The following is a 16,052-nucleotide window of genomic DNA, read 5'->3' on the forward strand; positions in this document are numbered from 1 at the left end:
CAGCGGCCGGCACTACCATCAACCCGCGTCGGGCAGGCGGAAGAACGCGCGGGCGGCGGCCGTGGCATTGGCCGCGGTCACCGCAACGTCCTCGCCACGGTCACGTGCCAGCTCTTCCACGATGTGCGACAGGAACATCGGCTCGTTGCGCCGGTCCTTCGGCATCGGCTTCAGCGTGCGCGGCAGCAGGTACGGCGCGTCGGTCTCGATCATCAGGCGGTTGGCCGGGATGTTCTTCACCAGTTCGCGCAGGTGCGCGCCACGGCGTTCGTCGCACAGCCAACCGGTGATGCCGATGTACCAGTCCTGGTCCAGGTAATCGAACAGCTCATCGCGTTCGCCGGTGAAGCAATGCACCACCGCCGGGCCGATGCGGCCTTCGAAGTTCTTCATCTGTGCCATGAAATCGGCGTGCGCGTCGCGCTGGTGCAGGAACAGCGGCTTGCCGTTGTCCGCGGCCAGCTGCAGCTGGCGCTCGAACGCACGGTGCTGCGCCGGGCGCGGCGAGAAGTCACGGAAGTAGTCCAGCCCGCACTCCCCCACCGCCACCACTTCCGGATGCGCGTGCAGCGCGCGCATCTCGGCATCGCATTCCTCGGTGTATTCCACCGCGTGGTGCGGGTGCACGCCGGCGGTGGCGTACAGGAAGCCGGGGTGCTGCTGGGCCAACTGCAGGGCCAGTGGCGAGTGCTCGCGGCTGGCACCGGTGATGACCATCTGCACCACGCCGGCCTGGCGCGCGCGGTCCAGCACGGCATCGCGGTCGCGGTCGAAGGAGTCGTGGGTCAGGTTGGCGCCGATATCGATCAGGTGCATGGTCATCGCGGGGGAAAAGTGCCCGCGCATTGTACCTGCGCCCGCCGTGCCCCCTTATCCTTTGCACATGACCGCCCCGCTCTTCCCGATTTCCCCGCTGCTGCCGCAGATCCAGCAACACCTGGCCGCGCAGCAGCGACTGGTGCTGGAGGCCCCGCCCGGTGCCGGCAAGACCACCCAGGTGCCACTGGCACTGCTCGACGCACCGTGGCTGCAGGGCCGCAAGATCATCCTGCTGGAACCACGGCGGGTCGCCGCCCGCAGCGCCGCGCTGTTCATGGCGCGGCAGCTGGGCGAGGAGGTCGGTGGCTCGGTCGGCTACCGCATCCGCTTCGAAAACAAGGTTTCGGCGCGCACGCGCATCGAGGTCGTCACCGAAGGCATCCTGACCCGCATGCTGCAGGACGACCCGATGCTGGAAGAGGTCGGTGCGATCCTGTTCGACGAATTCCACGAGCGCCATCTCAGCGGCGACCTCGGCCTGGCGCTGGCGCTGGATGTGCAGGCGCAGCTGCGCGATGACCTGCGCCTGGTGGTGATGTCGGCCACGCTGGACGGCGAGCGGCTGGCGGGTTTTCTCGATGCGCCGCGGCTGAGCAGCGAGGGCCGCAGCTACCCGGTGGCGATCAGCCATTTCCCGGCGCGCCGCGATGAGGCGCTGGAACTGCAGGTGCGCCGCGCGGTGCAGCAGGCCCTGGCCGAGCACCCCGGTGACCTGCTGGTGTTCCTGCCCGGCCAGCGCGAGATCGCGCGGGTGCAGGCGGGCCTGCAGGAATCGCTCAATGGCGATGTCGAGGTCCTGGCGCTGCACGGTGAACTGCCCGTGGAACAACAGGCGCGCGTACTTCAGGTGGCCAGCGATGGCCGCCGGCGCGTGGTGCTGGCGACCAACGTCGCCGAGTCGTCGGTGACGTTGCCCGGCGTGCGCGTGGTGATCGACAGCGGCCAGGCACGCGAACCGCGCTACGACCCCAACAGTGGCTTCACCCGGCTGGACGTGGTGGCCATCGCGCAGGCATCGGCCGACCAGCGCGCGGGCCGTGCCGGGCGCGTCGCCGAAGGCGTGGCCTGGCGGCTGTGGCCACAGTCGCAGCGGCTGGAACCGCAGCGCCGCGCCGAGATCGACCAGGTGGAACTGGCCGGACTGGCACTGGAACTGGCGGCCTGGGGCAGCAGCGATCTGCGCTTCCTCGATCCGCCCCCGGCGGGTCCGATGGGCGCGGCGCGCGAACTGCTGCAGCGGCTCGGCGCCCTGTCCAGCAGTGGCGCGATCACCGAACTGGGCCGGCGTGTGCTGGCGCTGGGCACGCATCCACGGATGGCGGCGATGCTGCTGGCAGCGCCCGATGCCCGCGCCCAGGCGCTGGCTGCCGACCTGGCCGCGCTGCTGGAGGCGCGCGACCCGTTGCGCCAGGGCGGCGACGCGCTGGCGGCCCGCTGGCGCGCACTGGCCGCGTTCCGCAATGGCCGCACACCGGGCGATGCCAACCGCAGCGGGCTGGCCGCGATCGATGCCGCCGCCAAGCAGTGGCGTCGCCGCCTGCGCTGCGAAGCCACGCCGCCGGCCAGCATCGAGGCCCATGAGCTGGGCGACCTGCTCGCTCATGCCTTTCCCGATCGAATTGGCTTCCAGCATCCCAGCGATCCTCTGCGCTACCTGCTGGCCAATGGCCGCAGCGCGCGCCTGCACGAGCTGAGCGACCTGCGCGGTGAGCCGTGGCTGGTGGCCAGCGAACTGCGCTTCGAGGCGCGCGATGCACTGCTGCTGCGTGCCGCACCGGTGGACGAGGATCGGCTGCGCAAGGCGTGGCCGGATCGCTTCGTCACCGAAGACGTAGTGCGCTGGGACAGCGAGCGACGCGCCCTGGTGGCACTGCGCGAGACGCGTTTCGACCGCATCGTGCTGGACAGCCGCTCGGCCGGCCGAGTCGATCCGCAGCACGCCGCGCAGGCACTGACCGGCGCGGTAGCCGAACTCGGTCTGCAGGCGCTGCCGTGGACCGAGGGCCTGCGCCAGTGGCAGGCGCGCGTCGAGTCACTGCGGCGCTGGATGCCGGAGCTGGACCTGCCCGACTGCAGCGACGCGGCCCTGCTGGCCAACCTCACGCAGTGGCTGCAACCCGCGTTCGCCGGCAAGAGCCGCCTGGACGCGCTGGATGAGGCCAGTTTCGGCGAGGCACTGAAGTCGCCGCTGGAATGGTCACAACGGCAGCTGGTCGAGCGTAATGCGCCGACCCGCATCACCGTGCCGTCCGGGCTGGAGCGGCCGATCACCTACGCGTTGGACAGCGAGAGTGGTGATCCGCTGCCGCCGGTGCTGGCGGTGAAACTGCAGGAACTGTTCGGCCTGGCCGACACGCCGCGCATCGCCGATGGCCGCGTGCCGCTGACCCTGCACCTGCTCTCCCCCGGCGGCCGCCCGCTTCAGGTCACCCAGGACCTGCGCAACTTCTGGGAAAACACCTACGCCGAAGTGAAAAAGGAAATGAAGGGCCGTTACCCGCGCCATCCATGGCCGGATGATCCGTGGACAGCCACGGCCACGCACCGGGCAAAGCCGCGCGGAACCTGAGGGCGGGGTCGGATCCATTGCATCGCAATGGGCTCTGACCCCATACACCGCGCCGGGGTCAGAGCCCTTTCCCAAAAGAAAGGGATCCGCCCCACCCTGCCTGATCCTGAATGGCTGCGGTAGAGTCACACCACGTGCGTCACCGGCTGACATACCGTTTACGGGCAACGCGCGACACTGGACTTCGACCCGAGGCAAAGGACCCCCGCATGAGCAAGCTGACCGTAATCACCGACCGCGCCCTGGAGCGCGCCCTGGAGCTGGCCCACACCGCCGGCGATGGCCTGAAGAGCGCCGGTGGCAGCCTGCGCAATGCGGACTGGATCAAGACCGGCGCCGCCATCGGCGCAGTGAAGACCGGCGGCAAGGCCGCGACCAAGTTCGTGCGCCGCAATCCGGCTGTGGCCGTGGCCGCTGCTGCGGTGGGTGTTGGCCTGCTCGGCTATGCGCTGTACCGCAAGCAGCAGAAGAAGAAGGCCGCCAATGGCCACGTGGTGAATGGGCAGGCGCAGCGCATCAGCGCGCGTGACCGCCGCAACGACACCGTCGTGGACGAGCACAGCGATATCGGCAGCGACGCGTGAATTTGCCAGGGTCGGACCCCTTCCGCGGGAAGGGCTCTGACCGCAAGGCACTGCATGAGGGCCGGACGCCGCAAGGCCTCCGGCCCTTTCTGTGTCAACCAATCTGCCGCCACTGCCCGGGCTGCAGGTCCTCCAGCCGGTACGGTCCCATCGACACCCGCACCAGTCGCAACGTCGGCAGGTTCACCGCTGCAGTCATCCGCCGCACCTGGCGGTTGCGGCCCTCGCGGACCGTGATCGCCAGCCAGCTGTCCGGCACGGTCTTGCGGAAACGTACCGGCGGATCGCGCGTCCACAGCGTCGGCGCCGGGTCGAGGCGCTCGATCTTCGCCGGCAGGGTCGGTCCATCGTTGAGCACAACGCCATCGCGCAGCTGTTGCAGCTGCTCGTCACCGGGCGTGCCTTCCACCTGCACCCAGTAGGTCTTGTCGGCCTTGTGCCTGGGGTCGGTGAGCTTGTGCGCCAGCGTGCCGTTGTCGGTCAGCAGCAGCAGGCCCTCGCTGTCATGGTCCAGGCGGCCGGCGGCATACACGCGCGGCGGCAGGCCGAACCCGGCCAGGGTCGGCCGCGGCGGCACGCTGCGGTCGGTGAACTGGCAGAGCACGTTGAAGGGCTTGTTGAAGGCGATCAGCATTGCAGGCACGGCGGGCGGCGGGTAAGGCATTGTCCCACGCCTCGCGCCAGGCGACTGTAGAACCGGAGGCAGCGGCAGGAGCCGCTGCCAACGTCGCATGCGACGATCCGAAGGGTGCCGGTCAGGACGGCCGGCATTGCCCACGCTCGGCTGCTGTTGTGCTCCGTCGCGCTGCGCGCGATGAGCCGAGCATCGGCTCGGCTCTACAGGGCAATCCGCGCTGGCAATACGGCGTGCCGGCTTACGGCTTGATGAAGCGCAGGGTCATGCGGTCGCTTTCACCGATCGCCTGGTACTTCGCATCATCGGCCTTGTCGTGCTGGTTGGTCGGCGGCAGCGTCCACACGCCATTGGGGTGGTCCTTGGTGTCGCGCGGGTTGGCGTTGACCTCGCTGCGCGCGTCCAGCCTGAAGCCGGCGGCCTCGGCCATTGCGATCACCTGCTGCTGGCCGACATAGCCGGTGTCATCGTCGTCGGCCACGTCGGCCTTGGCGCGATGCTCGACCACACCCAGCACGCCACCCGGCTTGAGCACGTTGAAGAAGCCCTGGAACATGCCCTGCGCCTGGCCGGCCTTGCGCCAGTTGTGCACGTTGCGGAAGGTCAGCACCACGTCGGCTGAATTGGCCGGGCCGAACACCGGCTTGGCCGGATCGTAGGCGACGACGGCGGTCCTGCCGAACTGCGCGGGTGCACCGGCGTACTTCTTTTCCAGGCTGTCGCGGCTGCGCTGCTGGTAGTCGCGGCCGCGACCCTCGGGCACCGCCATCGGATCGACCACGGCAGCCACATAGTGGCCCTTGTCATGCAGCAGCGGCGCCAGGATCTCCGAGTACCAGCCGTTGCCGGGGGTGATCTCGATGACGGTCTTTCCCGGTGCCACCTTGAAGAACGACAGCGTCTGCGCCGGATGGCGGAAGCCATCGCGCTTGACGTTGTTGGCATCGCGGGTGGGCGCCTTTACCGCCGCGTCGATGGCCGGCAAGACCTCGATCTTCGCCGGTACCACCGTGGCCGGTGCAGCGAACGCGGGAACAGCGGCAAGCAGGGCCGAAGCAAGCAGCAGGCGGCAACCACGCAGGGACGAAGCAGGCATCATCGGGACGACTCCAGCGGAAGATGCGGCGAGACTAGCAGTCGCAGCGTCCCAGGTGTTCACAAAACGTTAGCGGCGAGCGCGTCGCGGAACACTGTTTTGTGGTCGTCGCCGCAGCACGGTCACACATCGCGTTCTATTCTGGAACACTTCCCCCAAGGAGTCCGTGCCCATGACGGCAACCCGCGAACTGGGCCGTTCCGGCCTGCATGTACGTCCGCTCGCCTTCGGTGGCAACGTGTTCGGCTGGAGCGCCGATGAGAAGGCCAGCTTCGCCCTGCTCGATGCCTTCGTCGATGCCGGCTTCAACCTGGTCGACACCGCCGACGTTTACTCGGCCTGGGTGCCGGGCAATGTCGGCGGCGAATCGGAGACGCTGATCGGCAAGTGGTTTGCCCGCAGCGGCAAGCGCGACAAGGTGGTGCTGGCAACCAAGGTGGCCAAGTGGGTCGAACGCCCCGGCCTGACCCCGGACAACATCAATGCGGCGGTCGAGGATTCGCTGCGCCGGCTGCAGACCGACGTGATCGATCTGTACCAGGCCCACGAGGATGACGAGTCGACGCCGCTGGAAGCCACGCTGGCCGCATTCGGCCGCCTGATCGAGGCCGGCAAGGTGCGTGCGATCGGTGCTTCCAACTACAGCGCCACGCGCCTGGCCGATGCGCTGAAGGTGTCCACCGATTACAAGTTGCCGCGTTACGAAACCCTGCAACCGGAGTACAACCTGTATGACCGCGCCGGCTACGAAAAGGAACTGGAACCGCTGGTGCAGCGCGAGCAGATCGGTGTGATCGGCTACTACGCGCTGGCCAGTGGCTTCCTCAGCGGCAAGTACCGCACGCCGGCCGATGCGGCCAAGAGCCCGGCGCGTGGCGAGACGGTGGTGAAGCGCTATCTGAACCCGCGCGGCCTGCGCATCCTGCAGGCGCTGGATGACGTAGCCAGCAAGCACAGCGCCAGCGCTGCGCAGATCGCACTGGCCTGGCAGATCGCGCGGCCGTCGATCACCGCGCCGATCGTCAGCGCCACCAGCGTCGAACAGCTGCACGACCTGCTGGCCGCAGCGAACGTATCGCTGAGCGTGCAGGATGTCGCGCAGCTGGATGCCGCCAGCGCCGAATCATGAGACCCGGTAGTGCCGGCCGCTGGCCGGCATGACACAGTCAGGTAGTGCCGGTCGCTGGCCGGCATCGCGCGGTAAAGAAGGAAATAATTCAACAAAATGGTTGCGCGCGACTAAATCGTGGTTTATCGTGCGCACCTCGTTTCAACACCCACTGGAAACTTCCCTTGAACGCGCATTCCGTCGCCATCGCCAAACTGCTGCCATGCCTGCGCATGGACCGGCCGGCGCGCGCGTTCGGCAAGGAAGACCAGCTGACAACGGCCTGATGCCCGCCCTGCGGAGATCGGCCACCCCGATCTCCGAGGCCTGACGACGCCCTCGGAACGCAAGTCCCGGGGGCGTTTTCGTTTGCGTCGGCACAAGGACCCGCGATGCCAGAACTGCACCCCGCGCGGCGACCCGCCGCTCACTGATCCAGGTTTTTCTGCCGCGCCGGAGGATTTTCTCCGCGTGCACGGCAACGCCTGGACATTATCTGCATCGCACCCAAACATTATCGCTCGCCGATAATGTCGGTGGCCTGCACCCTCGACTACCAACGGTCCCGTTTCAATCACGGGCTGGTGCGCGCGGCGTTGCCGTGGCGTATGCCGGAGGTCGCGGACATGCCATCGCCTGGATCGCCTGCTGGAGGCAGGCGCCGGTTCGCCGGTACGCGGTTCGATTCCGCGCGGTTCACCACTGGATAGCTCAGTCGGGTAGAGCAACGGATCCTGATTCCGTCTGTCGTGGGTTCGACTCCCACTCCAACCACATGACCTGTCACGTCATGACTTGAAGCAACACCTGGGGCGCAAGCCCCAGCGGCCATCGTCGCCGTCCACGGTCACTGCCTTCGGGCGGGGGCGTGGAAGGCAACGGACCGCACGCCGGGCCTCGGCCCGCTGTCACTGCCAGCCACGTTCCGCCCCGGTGCTGCCTGCCGGGAACGACTATGGCAGCACTGCCGGTGCACCGAAGGCTCCGCGCGCGGACCGTCCGCCGATGGCCGCCCTCTTCCGCTGCCTGCACGTGGTGTGCAGGCGGCCCCGCCACGACCCGATCGACCCGGGTCATGGCGATTCATCCGCAACGGGTCGAACCACCAGAGCCATACAAGGAGAGACTCCCATGTTCTGGACCATCAAGGTCGTGATCGGCGACGGCGAGCGCGGCCTGGTGTATCGCAACCGTCGTTTCCAGCAGATCCTGCTGCCGGGCGTGCACCGCCTGTCGCCGTTCGGCGGCCGCCCGCAGGTGGACATCCACACCGCATCGAAGGGCGCGGCCTACACCGGCAGCGACCAGGACAGCCTGATCGAGGCACTGGGCGCGCGGTTGGACACGCACTTCGTGCTGGCCAACGTCGGCGCCAGCGAAGTTGGCCTGTTGCTGCGCAATGGCCGCATCGATGAAGTGCTTCCGCCGGGCAGCCGCCGCCTGTACTGGCGCGGTTCTGTCGACACCCAGGTGCGCGTGATGGCACTGGGTGACGAGCCGCGCGTCCCGGCGGACGTGCAGCAGCGGCTGGGCCAGCTGGGCGTGCTGCCGCGTGTGGCGGTGATCAGCACCGTGCCGAGCGAGTCGGTGGGCCTGCTGTTCATCGATGGCACGCTGCGGCAGACGCTGGACGCCGGCCTGCACGCGTTCTGGAACTTCAACGGCAACGTGTCGGTGGAGCGTGTGGAGCTGCGTGCGCGGTCGCTGGACGTGTCCGGCCAGGAGCTGCTCAGCCGCGACAAGGTGACCCTGCGGGTGAACCTGGCCGCGACCGTGCAGGTGGTCGACCCGGTGCGCGCACACCGCTCGCTCAGCAATGCTGATGAGTTCATCTATCGTCAGCTGCAGTTCGGCCTGCGCCAGGCGATTGCCGCGCGCAGCCTGGACGAGCTGCTGGGTGACAAGGCGGCACTGGACGGTGAGATCGCCGCCCATGTGCAGGCCGCGATCGAGGGCCACGGTGTACGTCTGCTTGGCGTGGGCATCAAGGACGTGATCCTGCCGGGCGAGATGAAGGAGATTCTCAACGGCGTGGTGCTGGCCGAGAAGCAGGCCCAGGCCAGCGTGATCCGCCGCCGCGAGGAGGCCAATGCCACCCGTTCGCAGCTCAACACCGCAAAGCTGATCGAGGACAACCCGGTGTTGATGCGCCTGAAGGAGCTGGAGGCGCTGGAGAAGGTCACCGAGAAGATCGACAAGCTCACCGTGTTCGGCGGCCTGGACGGCGTGCTGAAGCAGCTGGTGACGATCAGGTAGGGGCTCGCGGTGGCGCAGGGACGCGCCGCCGGCCCATCAAGGACATACACGAAGACATGGACACTCAATACAATTATCAATGGCTGCATGCCGAGGGCAGCACGCCGATCAAAGGCTGGGTCAACGGCGTGCCACTGGAGGCGCAGGCGCATGAGCAGCTGCGCAACATCGCCGCGATCCCGTTCGTCGGGCCGTGGGTGGCGGTGATGCCGGACGTGCACCTGGGCAAGGGCGCGACCGTCGGCTCGGTGATCCCGACCCGCGGTGCAATCATCCCGGCGGCGGTCGGCGTCGACATCGGCTGCGGCATGGCGGCCGTGCGCACCACGCTGCGCGCCAACGACCTGCCCGATGACCTGCGGCAGCTGCGCAACAGCATCGAGCGCAGCATCCCGGTCGGCAACGGGCGCGGCGGCGAGCATCAGCGCATGCCCGACAGCATCCACACCCGGCTGGTGCAGTCCGGGCTGGCCGTCGGCCTGGAGAAGATCAAGGACAGGCACCGCAGGATCCGCACCGACAAGCTCGACCGCCAGCTCGGTACGCTGGGTGGCGGCAACCACTTCATCGAACTGTGCCTGGACGAGACGGATACGGTGTGGGTGATGCTGCACAGCGGGTCGCGCGGTACCGGCAACCTGATCGGTACCTACTTCATCGAGAAGGCGCGCGAGGAACTGGCCCGGCGCGTGCTGGGCTTCCACCTGCCGGACAAGGACCTGGCGTTCTTCATGGAAGGCGAGCCGCTGTTCGATGACTACGTCGAAGCCGTGTCGTGGGCACAGGACTACGCCCGGCAGAACCGCGAGGCGATGATGTCGCGCGTGCTGGCCGAGATGCGCCACCGGCTGCCGAAGTTCCAGCTGGCGGCGATGGCAGTGAACTGCCACCACAACTACGTGCAGAAGGAAACGCACCACGGACAGGAGCTGCTGGTGACGCGCAAGGGGGCCGTCAGTGCCCGCGAGGGTGAGCTGGGCATCATTCCCGGCAGCATGGGCACGCGCAGTTACATCGTGCGTGGCAAGGGCAACGCGGACAGCTTCAACAGCTGCAGCCACGGTGCCGGCCGGGTGATGAGCCGTGGCGCCGCGCGCCAGCAGATCACGCTGGCCCAGCATCGCGAGGCCACCGCGCATGTGGAATGCCGCAAGGACAGCGGCGTGCTGGACGAGTCACCGGCCGCGTACAAGTCGATCGACGATGTGATGGCCGCGCAGTTGGACCTGGTCGACGTGGTGCACACGCTGCGCCAGGTGTTGTGCGTGAAGGGGTAATGGAGCGGTGCCGGCCAAGGCCGGCACCCACCGCGCATCAATCATGCTCGACCGCGCTGCAGTCGAGCCACGCCATGCGTGGATGGAACGGCGCCGACCAAGGTCGGCATCTACCGGAACACGCGCTTTCAGCGCGGCATGCTGTCCTCGGCCACCAGCGCGTGGTGCACGCCGATACCTGCCCGCACGCCCTCGGCAGCGGCCAACGTGATGTTGCCGACCGTGGTCGCATCGCCTGCGGCATACACGTTCGGCACCGAGGTCTGCTTCATCGCATCGACCTCGATCAGCACGCCCAACGGGCTCTCGGCCAGCACGCAGCCGAGCTGCTGCACCAGCGGCGTGGCCATCGCCTGGGTGGCCGGCACGAACAGCGCACGCTGGGCGATGCGGCGGCCATCGGCCAGCTCCACTTCCAGCCAGGTCGGCTGGTCGCCCTGCACGCCCAGCACCGGCGACGTCTCGATCCGCACGCCACGCTGCTGCATGGCAGCCCGTTCCTCATCGGTGATCGGCATGCCCTGGCTGAAGAAGGTGACATTGCCCCAGTCGGCAAAGAGCGGCGCCTTGCTGGCGGACATCGGATGCCCACCAAGCAGCCCGATGGCGCCACCGCCCACTTCGTAACCGTGGCAATAGGGGCAGTGGAGCACGGTGCTGCCCCAGCGCTCGGCCAGCCCGGGCAGCTCCGGCAGCTGGTCGGCGATACCGCTTGCCAGCAGCAGCTTGCGCGCGGCGAGCACCTGCCCATCGGCGGTTCGCACTTCCACACCCTCTGCGCCGGCGGTGGCCTGCACTGCCTCGGCATGCACCCAGCGCACGCTGGGGTAGTCCAGCAGCTGCTGGCGCGCGGCCTTCAGCAGCTCGGCACCGCTGATGCCATCCAGCCCCAGCACCCCGTGCGAATGGCTGGCGAAACGATTGCGCGGCAAACCGGCGTCGATGACGGTGACCGGGCGGCGGGCACGGGCCAGGATCAGGCCCGCAGCAATGCCGGCATAACTGCCGCCGACGATGAGCACATCAGGATTCATGGTGACCTTCCAGGGAGCGGTGATGGGCGAGGTGGCGGGCGAAGTCGGCGCCGAGCTTGTCCAGTGTGGTCGCCCGCAGGCGCTGTTCGAGCAGGCGCTGTGCTTCGCGTGCACCCTCCAGCAAAGCGCTGTTGACCAGCTGCTGGATCGGGCAGCCGCCGCCGGAATCGCGGGCGCCGACCTGCACCAGCGGTGGTGCGCCCACAGCCAGATAGATGTCATGCAGGGTGATCGTTGCAGCATCACGGGCCAGGTGGCTGCCACCGCCATGGCCACGGGCGCTGCGAACCAGGCCCGCCCTGTGCAGCTGCGCCAGCAGACGGCGGATCACCACCGGATGGGTCGGCAGGCAGGACGCCAGCTGCTCGGAGGTGCGCGGGCCGTCCTGGCCGACCAGATGCGCCATCACGTGCAGGGCGTCGGAGAGCGGGTTCGCGGTCTTCATGTAACTACGATAGTTACATTTATATCCCCTGTCCAGGGTCCACATTCGTTCCATACGGACACATTTGTCCTATGAAACAGTTCCTTCACATCACTAAACGAAACGCCAATGTGATTTCCGTCGCACTTCAGCGGGAGCTTGGCGGGTCGATACCGCAATGCCCCTTCCCGAGAGTGCTTCCCCATGAATGCGTCTGTCCGTGCTCCGCGCCTGCAGTCCAAGCTGCTCGGCGCGGTGTCTGTTGGCTTGGCCGTGGTCCTGCTGTGCGCGCTGGCTGGCCTGGCCTCCGCCTGGTTCAAGTTGTCCACCGAGGTTCCGCCCGAAGTCACGCACAGCCGCGACGCCGAACGCCTGCAGCGTGAGTTCCGCGGCCAGGTGCAGGAATGGAAGAACGTGCTGCTCCGCGGCCACGACGACGCGTTGCGTCAGCGCCACCTGGACGCCTTCGACAACGAAGGCCAGCTGGTCGAACAGCTGGCCAAGGGCCTGGTGACCAGCCCGGACGCGCGCACGCGTGAACTGGCGCAGGCGTTCATCGGCCTGCACGCGCAGCTGCAGCAGGACTATCACGCGGCGCTGCAGGCATTTGCCGCGGCCGGCTACGATCCCGCCGCCGGCGACACCCTCGTGCGCGGCAAGGATCGCGCGGTGGCGACCGCACTGGATGCATTGAGTACGCATGCCACGCAGGTGGCCGAAGCGGCGCTGGCGGCACGTTCGCAGCAGGCGCGGCAGACCCTGCTGCTGTGCGCGTCATTGACGGTGCTGGCCGCGGTGCTGTTGCTGATCGGCCTGGCCTGGTGGCTGCGGCGCGCCGTCGTGCAGCCGGTACTGGCGGTGGAAGCCGCTGCACGCGCAGTGGCTGCCGGCGATCTGCAGCACGTGGTGCAGGTGCGCAGCCGCGACGAGATCGGACGCCTCGCCCAAGCGATGCAGGCGTTGCAGTCCACGCTGCGCGGCGTGCTGGATGCGCAGGCCGCGATGGCCCAGGCGCACGAGGCCGGCACCATCAGCCATCGCATGGACGCCGCTGCCTTCCCCGGCGCGTTCGGCACCATGGTGGCCGACTGCAACACGCTGGTCGACGCGCACATCCGGGTGAAGATGCGCGCGATCTCGATCATGGGCCGCTACGCCGTCGGCGACCTCAGCCAGGACATGGAACGCCTGCCCGGCGAGAAGGCAGTGATCACCGAAGCGCTGGATGCGGTCAAGCACAACCTCGGGGCGATCAACGGCGAGATCCGCCGCCTGGCCGAAGCGGCGGCCGCCGGTGACTTCAGCCAGCGCGGCGACAGCGCGCGCTTCGAGCATGACTTCCGCGCGATGGTCGATGGCCTGAACCGCCTGATGCAGACCACAGAACTGAACCTCGGCGAAGTCTCGACGATGCTGCGCGCGATCGCCGATGGCCGCCTCGGTGCACGCATGCACGGTGATTTCCAGGGTGTGTTCGCGCGTATCGCCGGCGATGCCAATACCACCGCCACGCAGCTGGCGACCATCGTCACCGACATCAAGCACGCCTCCGGCAACATCCACACCGCCGCCGCGGAGATCGCCGCCGGCAACAATGACCTGTCGCGCCGTACCGAGCAGCAGGCCGCCAATCTGGAAGAGACCGCGGCATCCATGGAAGAGCTGACCTCCACCGTGCGCCAGAATGCCGAGCACGCGCGCCAGGCCAACCAACTGGCGATCGGTGCACAGAGTGTCGCCTCACACGGTGGCAGCGTGGTCGGGCAGGTGGTGGCGACCATGGGTGCGATCGAAACGTCGTCGCGGCAGATCGCCGAGATCATCAGCGTGATCGATGGCATCGCGTTCCAGACCAACATCCTGGCGCTGAACGCTGCGGTGGAAGCGGCACGCGCCGGTGAGCAGGGCCGCGGATTCGCGGTTGTCGCCAGCGAAGTGCGCACCCTGGCGCAGCGCTCTGCGGCGGCGGCAAAGGAGATCAAATCGCTGATCGAGGCGTCGGTGGAACAGGTCGGTGAGGGTGCGCAGCGCGTGCGCGAGGCCGGTGACACCATGGCCGAGATCGTCGCCTCGGTGCAGCGCGTGACCGACATCATGGCCGAGATCTCCGCGGCGTCGCAGGAGCAGAGCGCAGGCATCGAACAGGTCAGCCAGACGGTGATCCAGATGGACGGCACCACCCAGCAGAACGCCGCGCTGGTGGAAGAAGCCAGCGCCGCGGCGCGCAGCCTGGAACAGCAGGCGAACCGGTTGATCGATGCGGTGGATGTGTTCGACCTGTCGGCCACGGCGACAGCGAAGGACGCGTTGGCGCGCGCAGCCTGAGTGATCCGGTTGCCGGCCAGCGGCCGGCACCACCGTGGAGCGCGGACGGGGGTAGTGCCGGCCGCTGGCCGGCAGCGTCCAACGCTACATGGGTGGCGGCATGAACAGTGCGGACCAACGTTCCGCACTCATTACGGCCTGTGGTCGTACACGGCAGTGCAATGCACCGTTGCCGGCATGCACACGGCCGCTGACCTACCCTTTCGTGGATAGTCCCGTCTCCCTCCCCCACTGCTGGAGCCCCTCATGACAGTCCCCGCCTTCGGTCTCGGCACTTTCCGCCTCAAAGACCAGACCGTGATCGATTCCGTGCGCAACGCGCTGGAGGTCGGCTACCGCGCCATCGACACCGCGCAGATCTACGGCAACGAAGCCGAAGTCGGCCAGGCCATCGCCGATTCCGGCGTGCCGCGCGATGAGATCTACCTGACCACCAAGGTCTGGATCACCGCGTTCAAGCGCGAAGCGCTGCTGGCCAGCCTGCGTACCAGTCTGGAAAAGCTGCGTACCGATCATGTGGACCTGACGCTGATCCACTGGCCGTCGCCGAACGGCAAGGTCGACGTGCCGATGGAGGAGTACCTGACCGCACTGGCCGAGGCCAAGGCACAGGGCCTGACGAAGGAGATCGGCATCTCCAACTTCACCATCGCGCAGACCCGCAAGGCGATCGGCATCCTGGGTGCCGGCGCCATCGCCACCAACCAGATCGAGATCCACCCGTACCTGCAGAACCGCCTGCTGGTGAAATTCCTGCAGGACAACGGCGTCCACATCACCGCCTACATGAGCCTGGCCTATGGTGAGGTAATCAAGGACCCGGTGATCCAGGCCATCGCCGGCCGCCACCAGGCCACGCCGGCGCAGGTCGCGCTGGCCTGGGCGCTGCAGCAGGGCTTCTCGGTCATTCCGTCCTCGACCAAGCGCGAGAACCTGGCCAGCAACCTGGAGGCAGCAGCGATCCGCCTGACCGACGAAGACATGGCACAGATCGCCAAGCTCGACCGCGGCCATCGCCTTGCCAACCCGGAAGGCATCGCCCCAGCCTGGGATTGATTCCAACGACGGCGCGCAACTGCTCTGGTAGACGCCGACCCTGGTCGGCGCAGACGTCTGACCGATCGATGAAACACCGTGCCGACCAAGGTCGGCACCTACCAGAACGCGGGGATCATCCCCTGCCCTGCAACAACCACCCACGCATTGCCGCACTGACCTCGTCCGGTTTCTCCATCGGCGCCAGGTGCCCGCAATCGGGCACCACCACCAGCTGCGAGTGCGGCACCATCGCGCGCATTTCCTCGCTCACCGCGAGTGGCGTAATGCGGTCATTGGCGCCACACACGATCAACAGCGGATCACGGTAACCGGCCAGCACATCATGGCCATCGCGGCGTTCCAGTGCGCTCTGGCGCAGGAACACTTCCGCGCCCAGGCGGGCGGTCATGTCACGCACACGTTGCACCAGCACGTAATCATCCAGCCGCGAGGCATCGATGTAGCTGCGCATCAGCACATCACCGAAACCATGGAACTTGCCGGGTAGGCGCACGCTGGCACGTTGGCTGCGGCGCTGCTCGGCCCGCTCGGGTGAGTCGGCGTGGATGGAGGTATCAATCAGCGCCAGCTGCAGGACCCGCTCCGGCGCGATGCGCAGGATCTGCTGGGCCACGAAGCCGCCCAGCGAGAACCCGGCCAGCGCAAAGCGCTCCGGTGCCTGCGCCAGCACGTCTTCGGCCACCGCCTGCAGGGTCTCGCCACGGGTCTGGTCGCCCACGGTGCAGTCGGCGATATCGGCCAGGTCGGCCAGCTGCGCGCGCCACAGCTCGGCATCGTTGAGCAGGCCGGGCAGCAGCAACAGGGGGATACGGTCGGTCATGGGGATATTGTCGCGCCAGCACGGTGACGGAACCATGCCGCAACGGG

General features: G+C 67.7%; 13 protein-coding genes and 1 tRNA gene. 8 read left to right on the forward strand and 6 right to left on the reverse strand.

Features of this window, described 5'->3' with window-relative positions; translation table 11 throughout:
• Window positions 1–18 precede the first annotated feature (18 nt).
• Window positions 19–816 carry a TatD family hydrolase gene (locus tag ACEPA4_RS19300; RefSeq protein ID WP_005420232.1) on the reverse strand — a complete coding sequence of 266 codons (798 nt, stop codon included), beginning with the start codon at window positions 814–816 and terminating at the stop codon, window positions 19–21.
• A gap of 67 nt (window positions 817–883) precedes the next feature.
• Here ACEPA4_RS19300 and hrpB point away from each other — a divergent pair, with 67 nt between their 5' ends.
• Entirely contained in the window at window positions 884–3,388 is a 2,505-nt protein-coding gene (gene hrpB, locus ACEPA4_RS19305) for an ATP-dependent helicase HrpB (protein WP_164092793.1), read from the forward strand.
• Window positions 3,389–3,597: 209 nt separating this feature from the next.
• Complete coding sequence (locus tag ACEPA4_RS19310) at window positions 3,598–3,972, forward strand: hypothetical protein (RefSeq protein ID WP_005420251.1); 375 nt, start codon at window positions 3,598–3,600, stop codon at window positions 3,970–3,972.
• A gap of 94 nt (window positions 3,973–4,066) precedes the next feature.
• On the opposite strand, the gene ACEPA4_RS19315 is transcribed toward ACEPA4_RS19310, so the two are convergent.
• Together ACEPA4_RS19315 and ACEPA4_RS19320 are read right to left on the reverse strand one after the other, a co-directional pair.
• On the reverse strand, window positions 4,067–4,606 hold the full coding sequence (locus ACEPA4_RS19315; RefSeq protein ID WP_065177857.1) for a pseudouridine synthase: 540 nt from the start codon (window positions 4,604–4,606) through the stop codon (window positions 4,067–4,069).
• Between the two features lie 241 nt (window positions 4,607–4,847).
• Window positions 4,848–5,705 (reverse strand): class I SAM-dependent methyltransferase, encoded by an 858-nt coding sequence (locus ACEPA4_RS19320; RefSeq protein WP_139727978.1) that lies wholly within the window; start codon window positions 5,703–5,705, stop codon window positions 4,848–4,850.
• 169 nt (window positions 5,706–5,874) lie between these two features.
• On the opposite strand from ACEPA4_RS19320, the gene ACEPA4_RS19325 reads away from it, so the two are divergent.
• From ACEPA4_RS19325 to ACEPA4_RS19340, 4 genes are all read left to right on the forward strand, one after another.
• Window positions 5,875–6,831: an aldo/keto reductase gene (locus tag ACEPA4_RS19325; RefSeq protein WP_329843934.1), complete on the forward strand. Its 957-nt coding sequence runs from the start codon at window positions 5,875–5,877 to the stop codon at window positions 6,829–6,831.
• 682 nt (window positions 6,832–7,513) lie between these two features.
• Window positions 7,514–7,584: transfer RNA gene (locus tag ACEPA4_RS19330), tRNA-Gln, on the forward strand.
• Window positions 7,585–7,941: 357 nt separating this feature from the next.
• Window positions 7,942–9,066 carry a slipin family protein gene (locus ACEPA4_RS19335; protein ID WP_065177854.1) on the forward strand — a complete coding sequence of 375 codons (1,125 nt, stop codon included), beginning with the start codon at window positions 7,942–7,944 and terminating at the stop codon, window positions 9,064–9,066.
• A 56-nt stretch (window positions 9,067–9,122) separates the two neighbouring features.
• Entirely contained in the window at window positions 9,123–10,343 is a 1,221-nt protein-coding gene (locus tag ACEPA4_RS19340; protein ID WP_279946559.1) for an RtcB family protein, read from the forward strand.
• A gap of 128 nt (window positions 10,344–10,471) precedes the next feature.
• Here ACEPA4_RS19340 and ACEPA4_RS19345 read toward each other — a convergent pair whose 3' ends face one another.
• Both ACEPA4_RS19345 and ACEPA4_RS19350 read right to left on the reverse strand, forming a co-directional pair.
• Complete coding sequence (locus tag ACEPA4_RS19345; RefSeq protein WP_374082917.1) at window positions 10,472–11,377, reverse strand: NAD(P)/FAD-dependent oxidoreductase; 906 nt, start codon at window positions 11,375–11,377, stop codon at window positions 10,472–10,474.
• Window positions 11,367–11,822, reverse strand: coding sequence for an Rrf2 family transcriptional regulator (locus tag ACEPA4_RS19350; RefSeq protein WP_065177851.1), 456 nt, complete (start codon window positions 11,820–11,822; stop codon window positions 11,367–11,369). The genes ACEPA4_RS19345 and ACEPA4_RS19350 overlap by 11 nt, the downstream gene beginning before the upstream one ends.
• 183 nt (window positions 11,823–12,005) lie before the next feature.
• Here ACEPA4_RS19350 and ACEPA4_RS19355 point away from each other — a divergent pair, with 183 nt between their 5' ends.
• Window positions 12,006–14,126: a methyl-accepting chemotaxis protein gene (locus ACEPA4_RS19355; RefSeq protein ID WP_139727985.1), complete on the forward strand. Its 2,121-nt coding sequence runs from the start codon at window positions 12,006–12,008 to the stop codon at window positions 14,124–14,126.
• Between the two features lie 246 nt (window positions 14,127–14,372).
• On the forward strand, window positions 14,373–15,182 hold the full coding sequence (gene dkgB, locus ACEPA4_RS19360; RefSeq protein WP_139727987.1) for a 2,5-didehydrogluconate reductase DkgB: 810 nt from the start codon (window positions 14,373–14,375) through the stop codon (window positions 15,180–15,182).
• A gap of 115 nt (window positions 15,183–15,297) precedes the next feature.
• Here the strand turns inward: dkgB and ACEPA4_RS19365 are convergent, their stop codons facing one another.
• Complete coding sequence (locus ACEPA4_RS19365) at window positions 15,298–16,005, reverse strand: alpha/beta fold hydrolase (protein WP_005420268.1); 708 nt, start codon at window positions 16,003–16,005, stop codon at window positions 15,298–15,300.
• Window positions 16,006–16,052 lie beyond the last annotated feature (47 nt).

The organism is Stenotrophomonas sp. P2112, from assembly GCF_041897515.1.
In the GTDB taxonomy this organism is placed as follows: Bacteria; Pseudomonadota; Gammaproteobacteria; order Xanthomonadales; family Xanthomonadaceae; genus Stenotrophomonas; species Stenotrophomonas sepilia.

Bases quoted from the DNA above. Each gene is read 5' to 3' on its own strand.
- ACEPA4_RS19350 (WP_065177851.1), bottom strand. From the start codon at position 11,822: ATGAAGACCGCGAACCCGCTCTCCGACGCCCTGCACGTGATGGCGCAT.
- ACEPA4_RS19365 (WP_005420268.1), bottom strand. From the start codon at position 16,005: ATGACCGACCGTATCCCCCTGTTGCTGCTGCCCGGCCTGCTCAACGAT.
- ACEPA4_RS19355 (WP_139727985.1), top strand. From the start codon at position 12,006: ATGAATGCGTCTGTCCGTGCTCCGCGCCTGCAGTCCAAGCTGCTCGGC.
- ACEPA4_RS19335 (WP_065177854.1), top strand. From the start codon at position 7,942: ATGTTCTGGACCATCAAGGTCGTGATCGGCGACGGCGAGCGCGGCCTG.
- ACEPA4_RS19310 (WP_005420251.1), top strand. From the start codon at position 3,598: ATGAGCAAGCTGACCGTAATCACCGACCGCGCCCTGGAGCGCGCCCTG.
- dkgB (WP_139727987.1), top strand. From the start codon at position 14,373: ATGACAGTCCCCGCCTTCGGTCTCGGCACTTTCCGCCTCAAAGACCAG.
- ACEPA4_RS19315 (WP_065177857.1), bottom strand. From the start codon at position 4,606: ATGCTGATCGCCTTCAACAAGCCCTTCAACGTGCTCTGCCAGTTCACC.
- ACEPA4_RS19325 (WP_329843934.1), top strand. From the start codon at position 5,875: ATGACGGCAACCCGCGAACTGGGCCGTTCCGGCCTGCATGTACGTCCG.
- hrpB (WP_164092793.1), top strand. From the start codon at position 884: ATGACCGCCCCGCTCTTCCCGATTTCCCCGCTGCTGCCGCAGATCCAG.
- ACEPA4_RS19340 (WP_279946559.1), top strand. From the start codon at position 9,123: ATGGACACTCAATACAATTATCAATGGCTGCATGCCGAGGGCAGCACG.
- ACEPA4_RS19345 (WP_374082917.1), bottom strand. From the start codon at position 11,377: ATGAATCCTGATGTGCTCATCGTCGGCGGCAGTTATGCCGGCATTGCT.
- ACEPA4_RS19300 (WP_005420232.1), bottom strand. From the start codon at position 816: ATGCACCTGATCGATATCGGCGCCAACCTGACCCACGACTCCTTCGAC.
- ACEPA4_RS19320 (WP_139727978.1), bottom strand. From the start codon at position 5,705: ATGATGCCTGCTTCGTCCCTGCGTGGTTGCCGCCTGCTGCTTGCTTCG.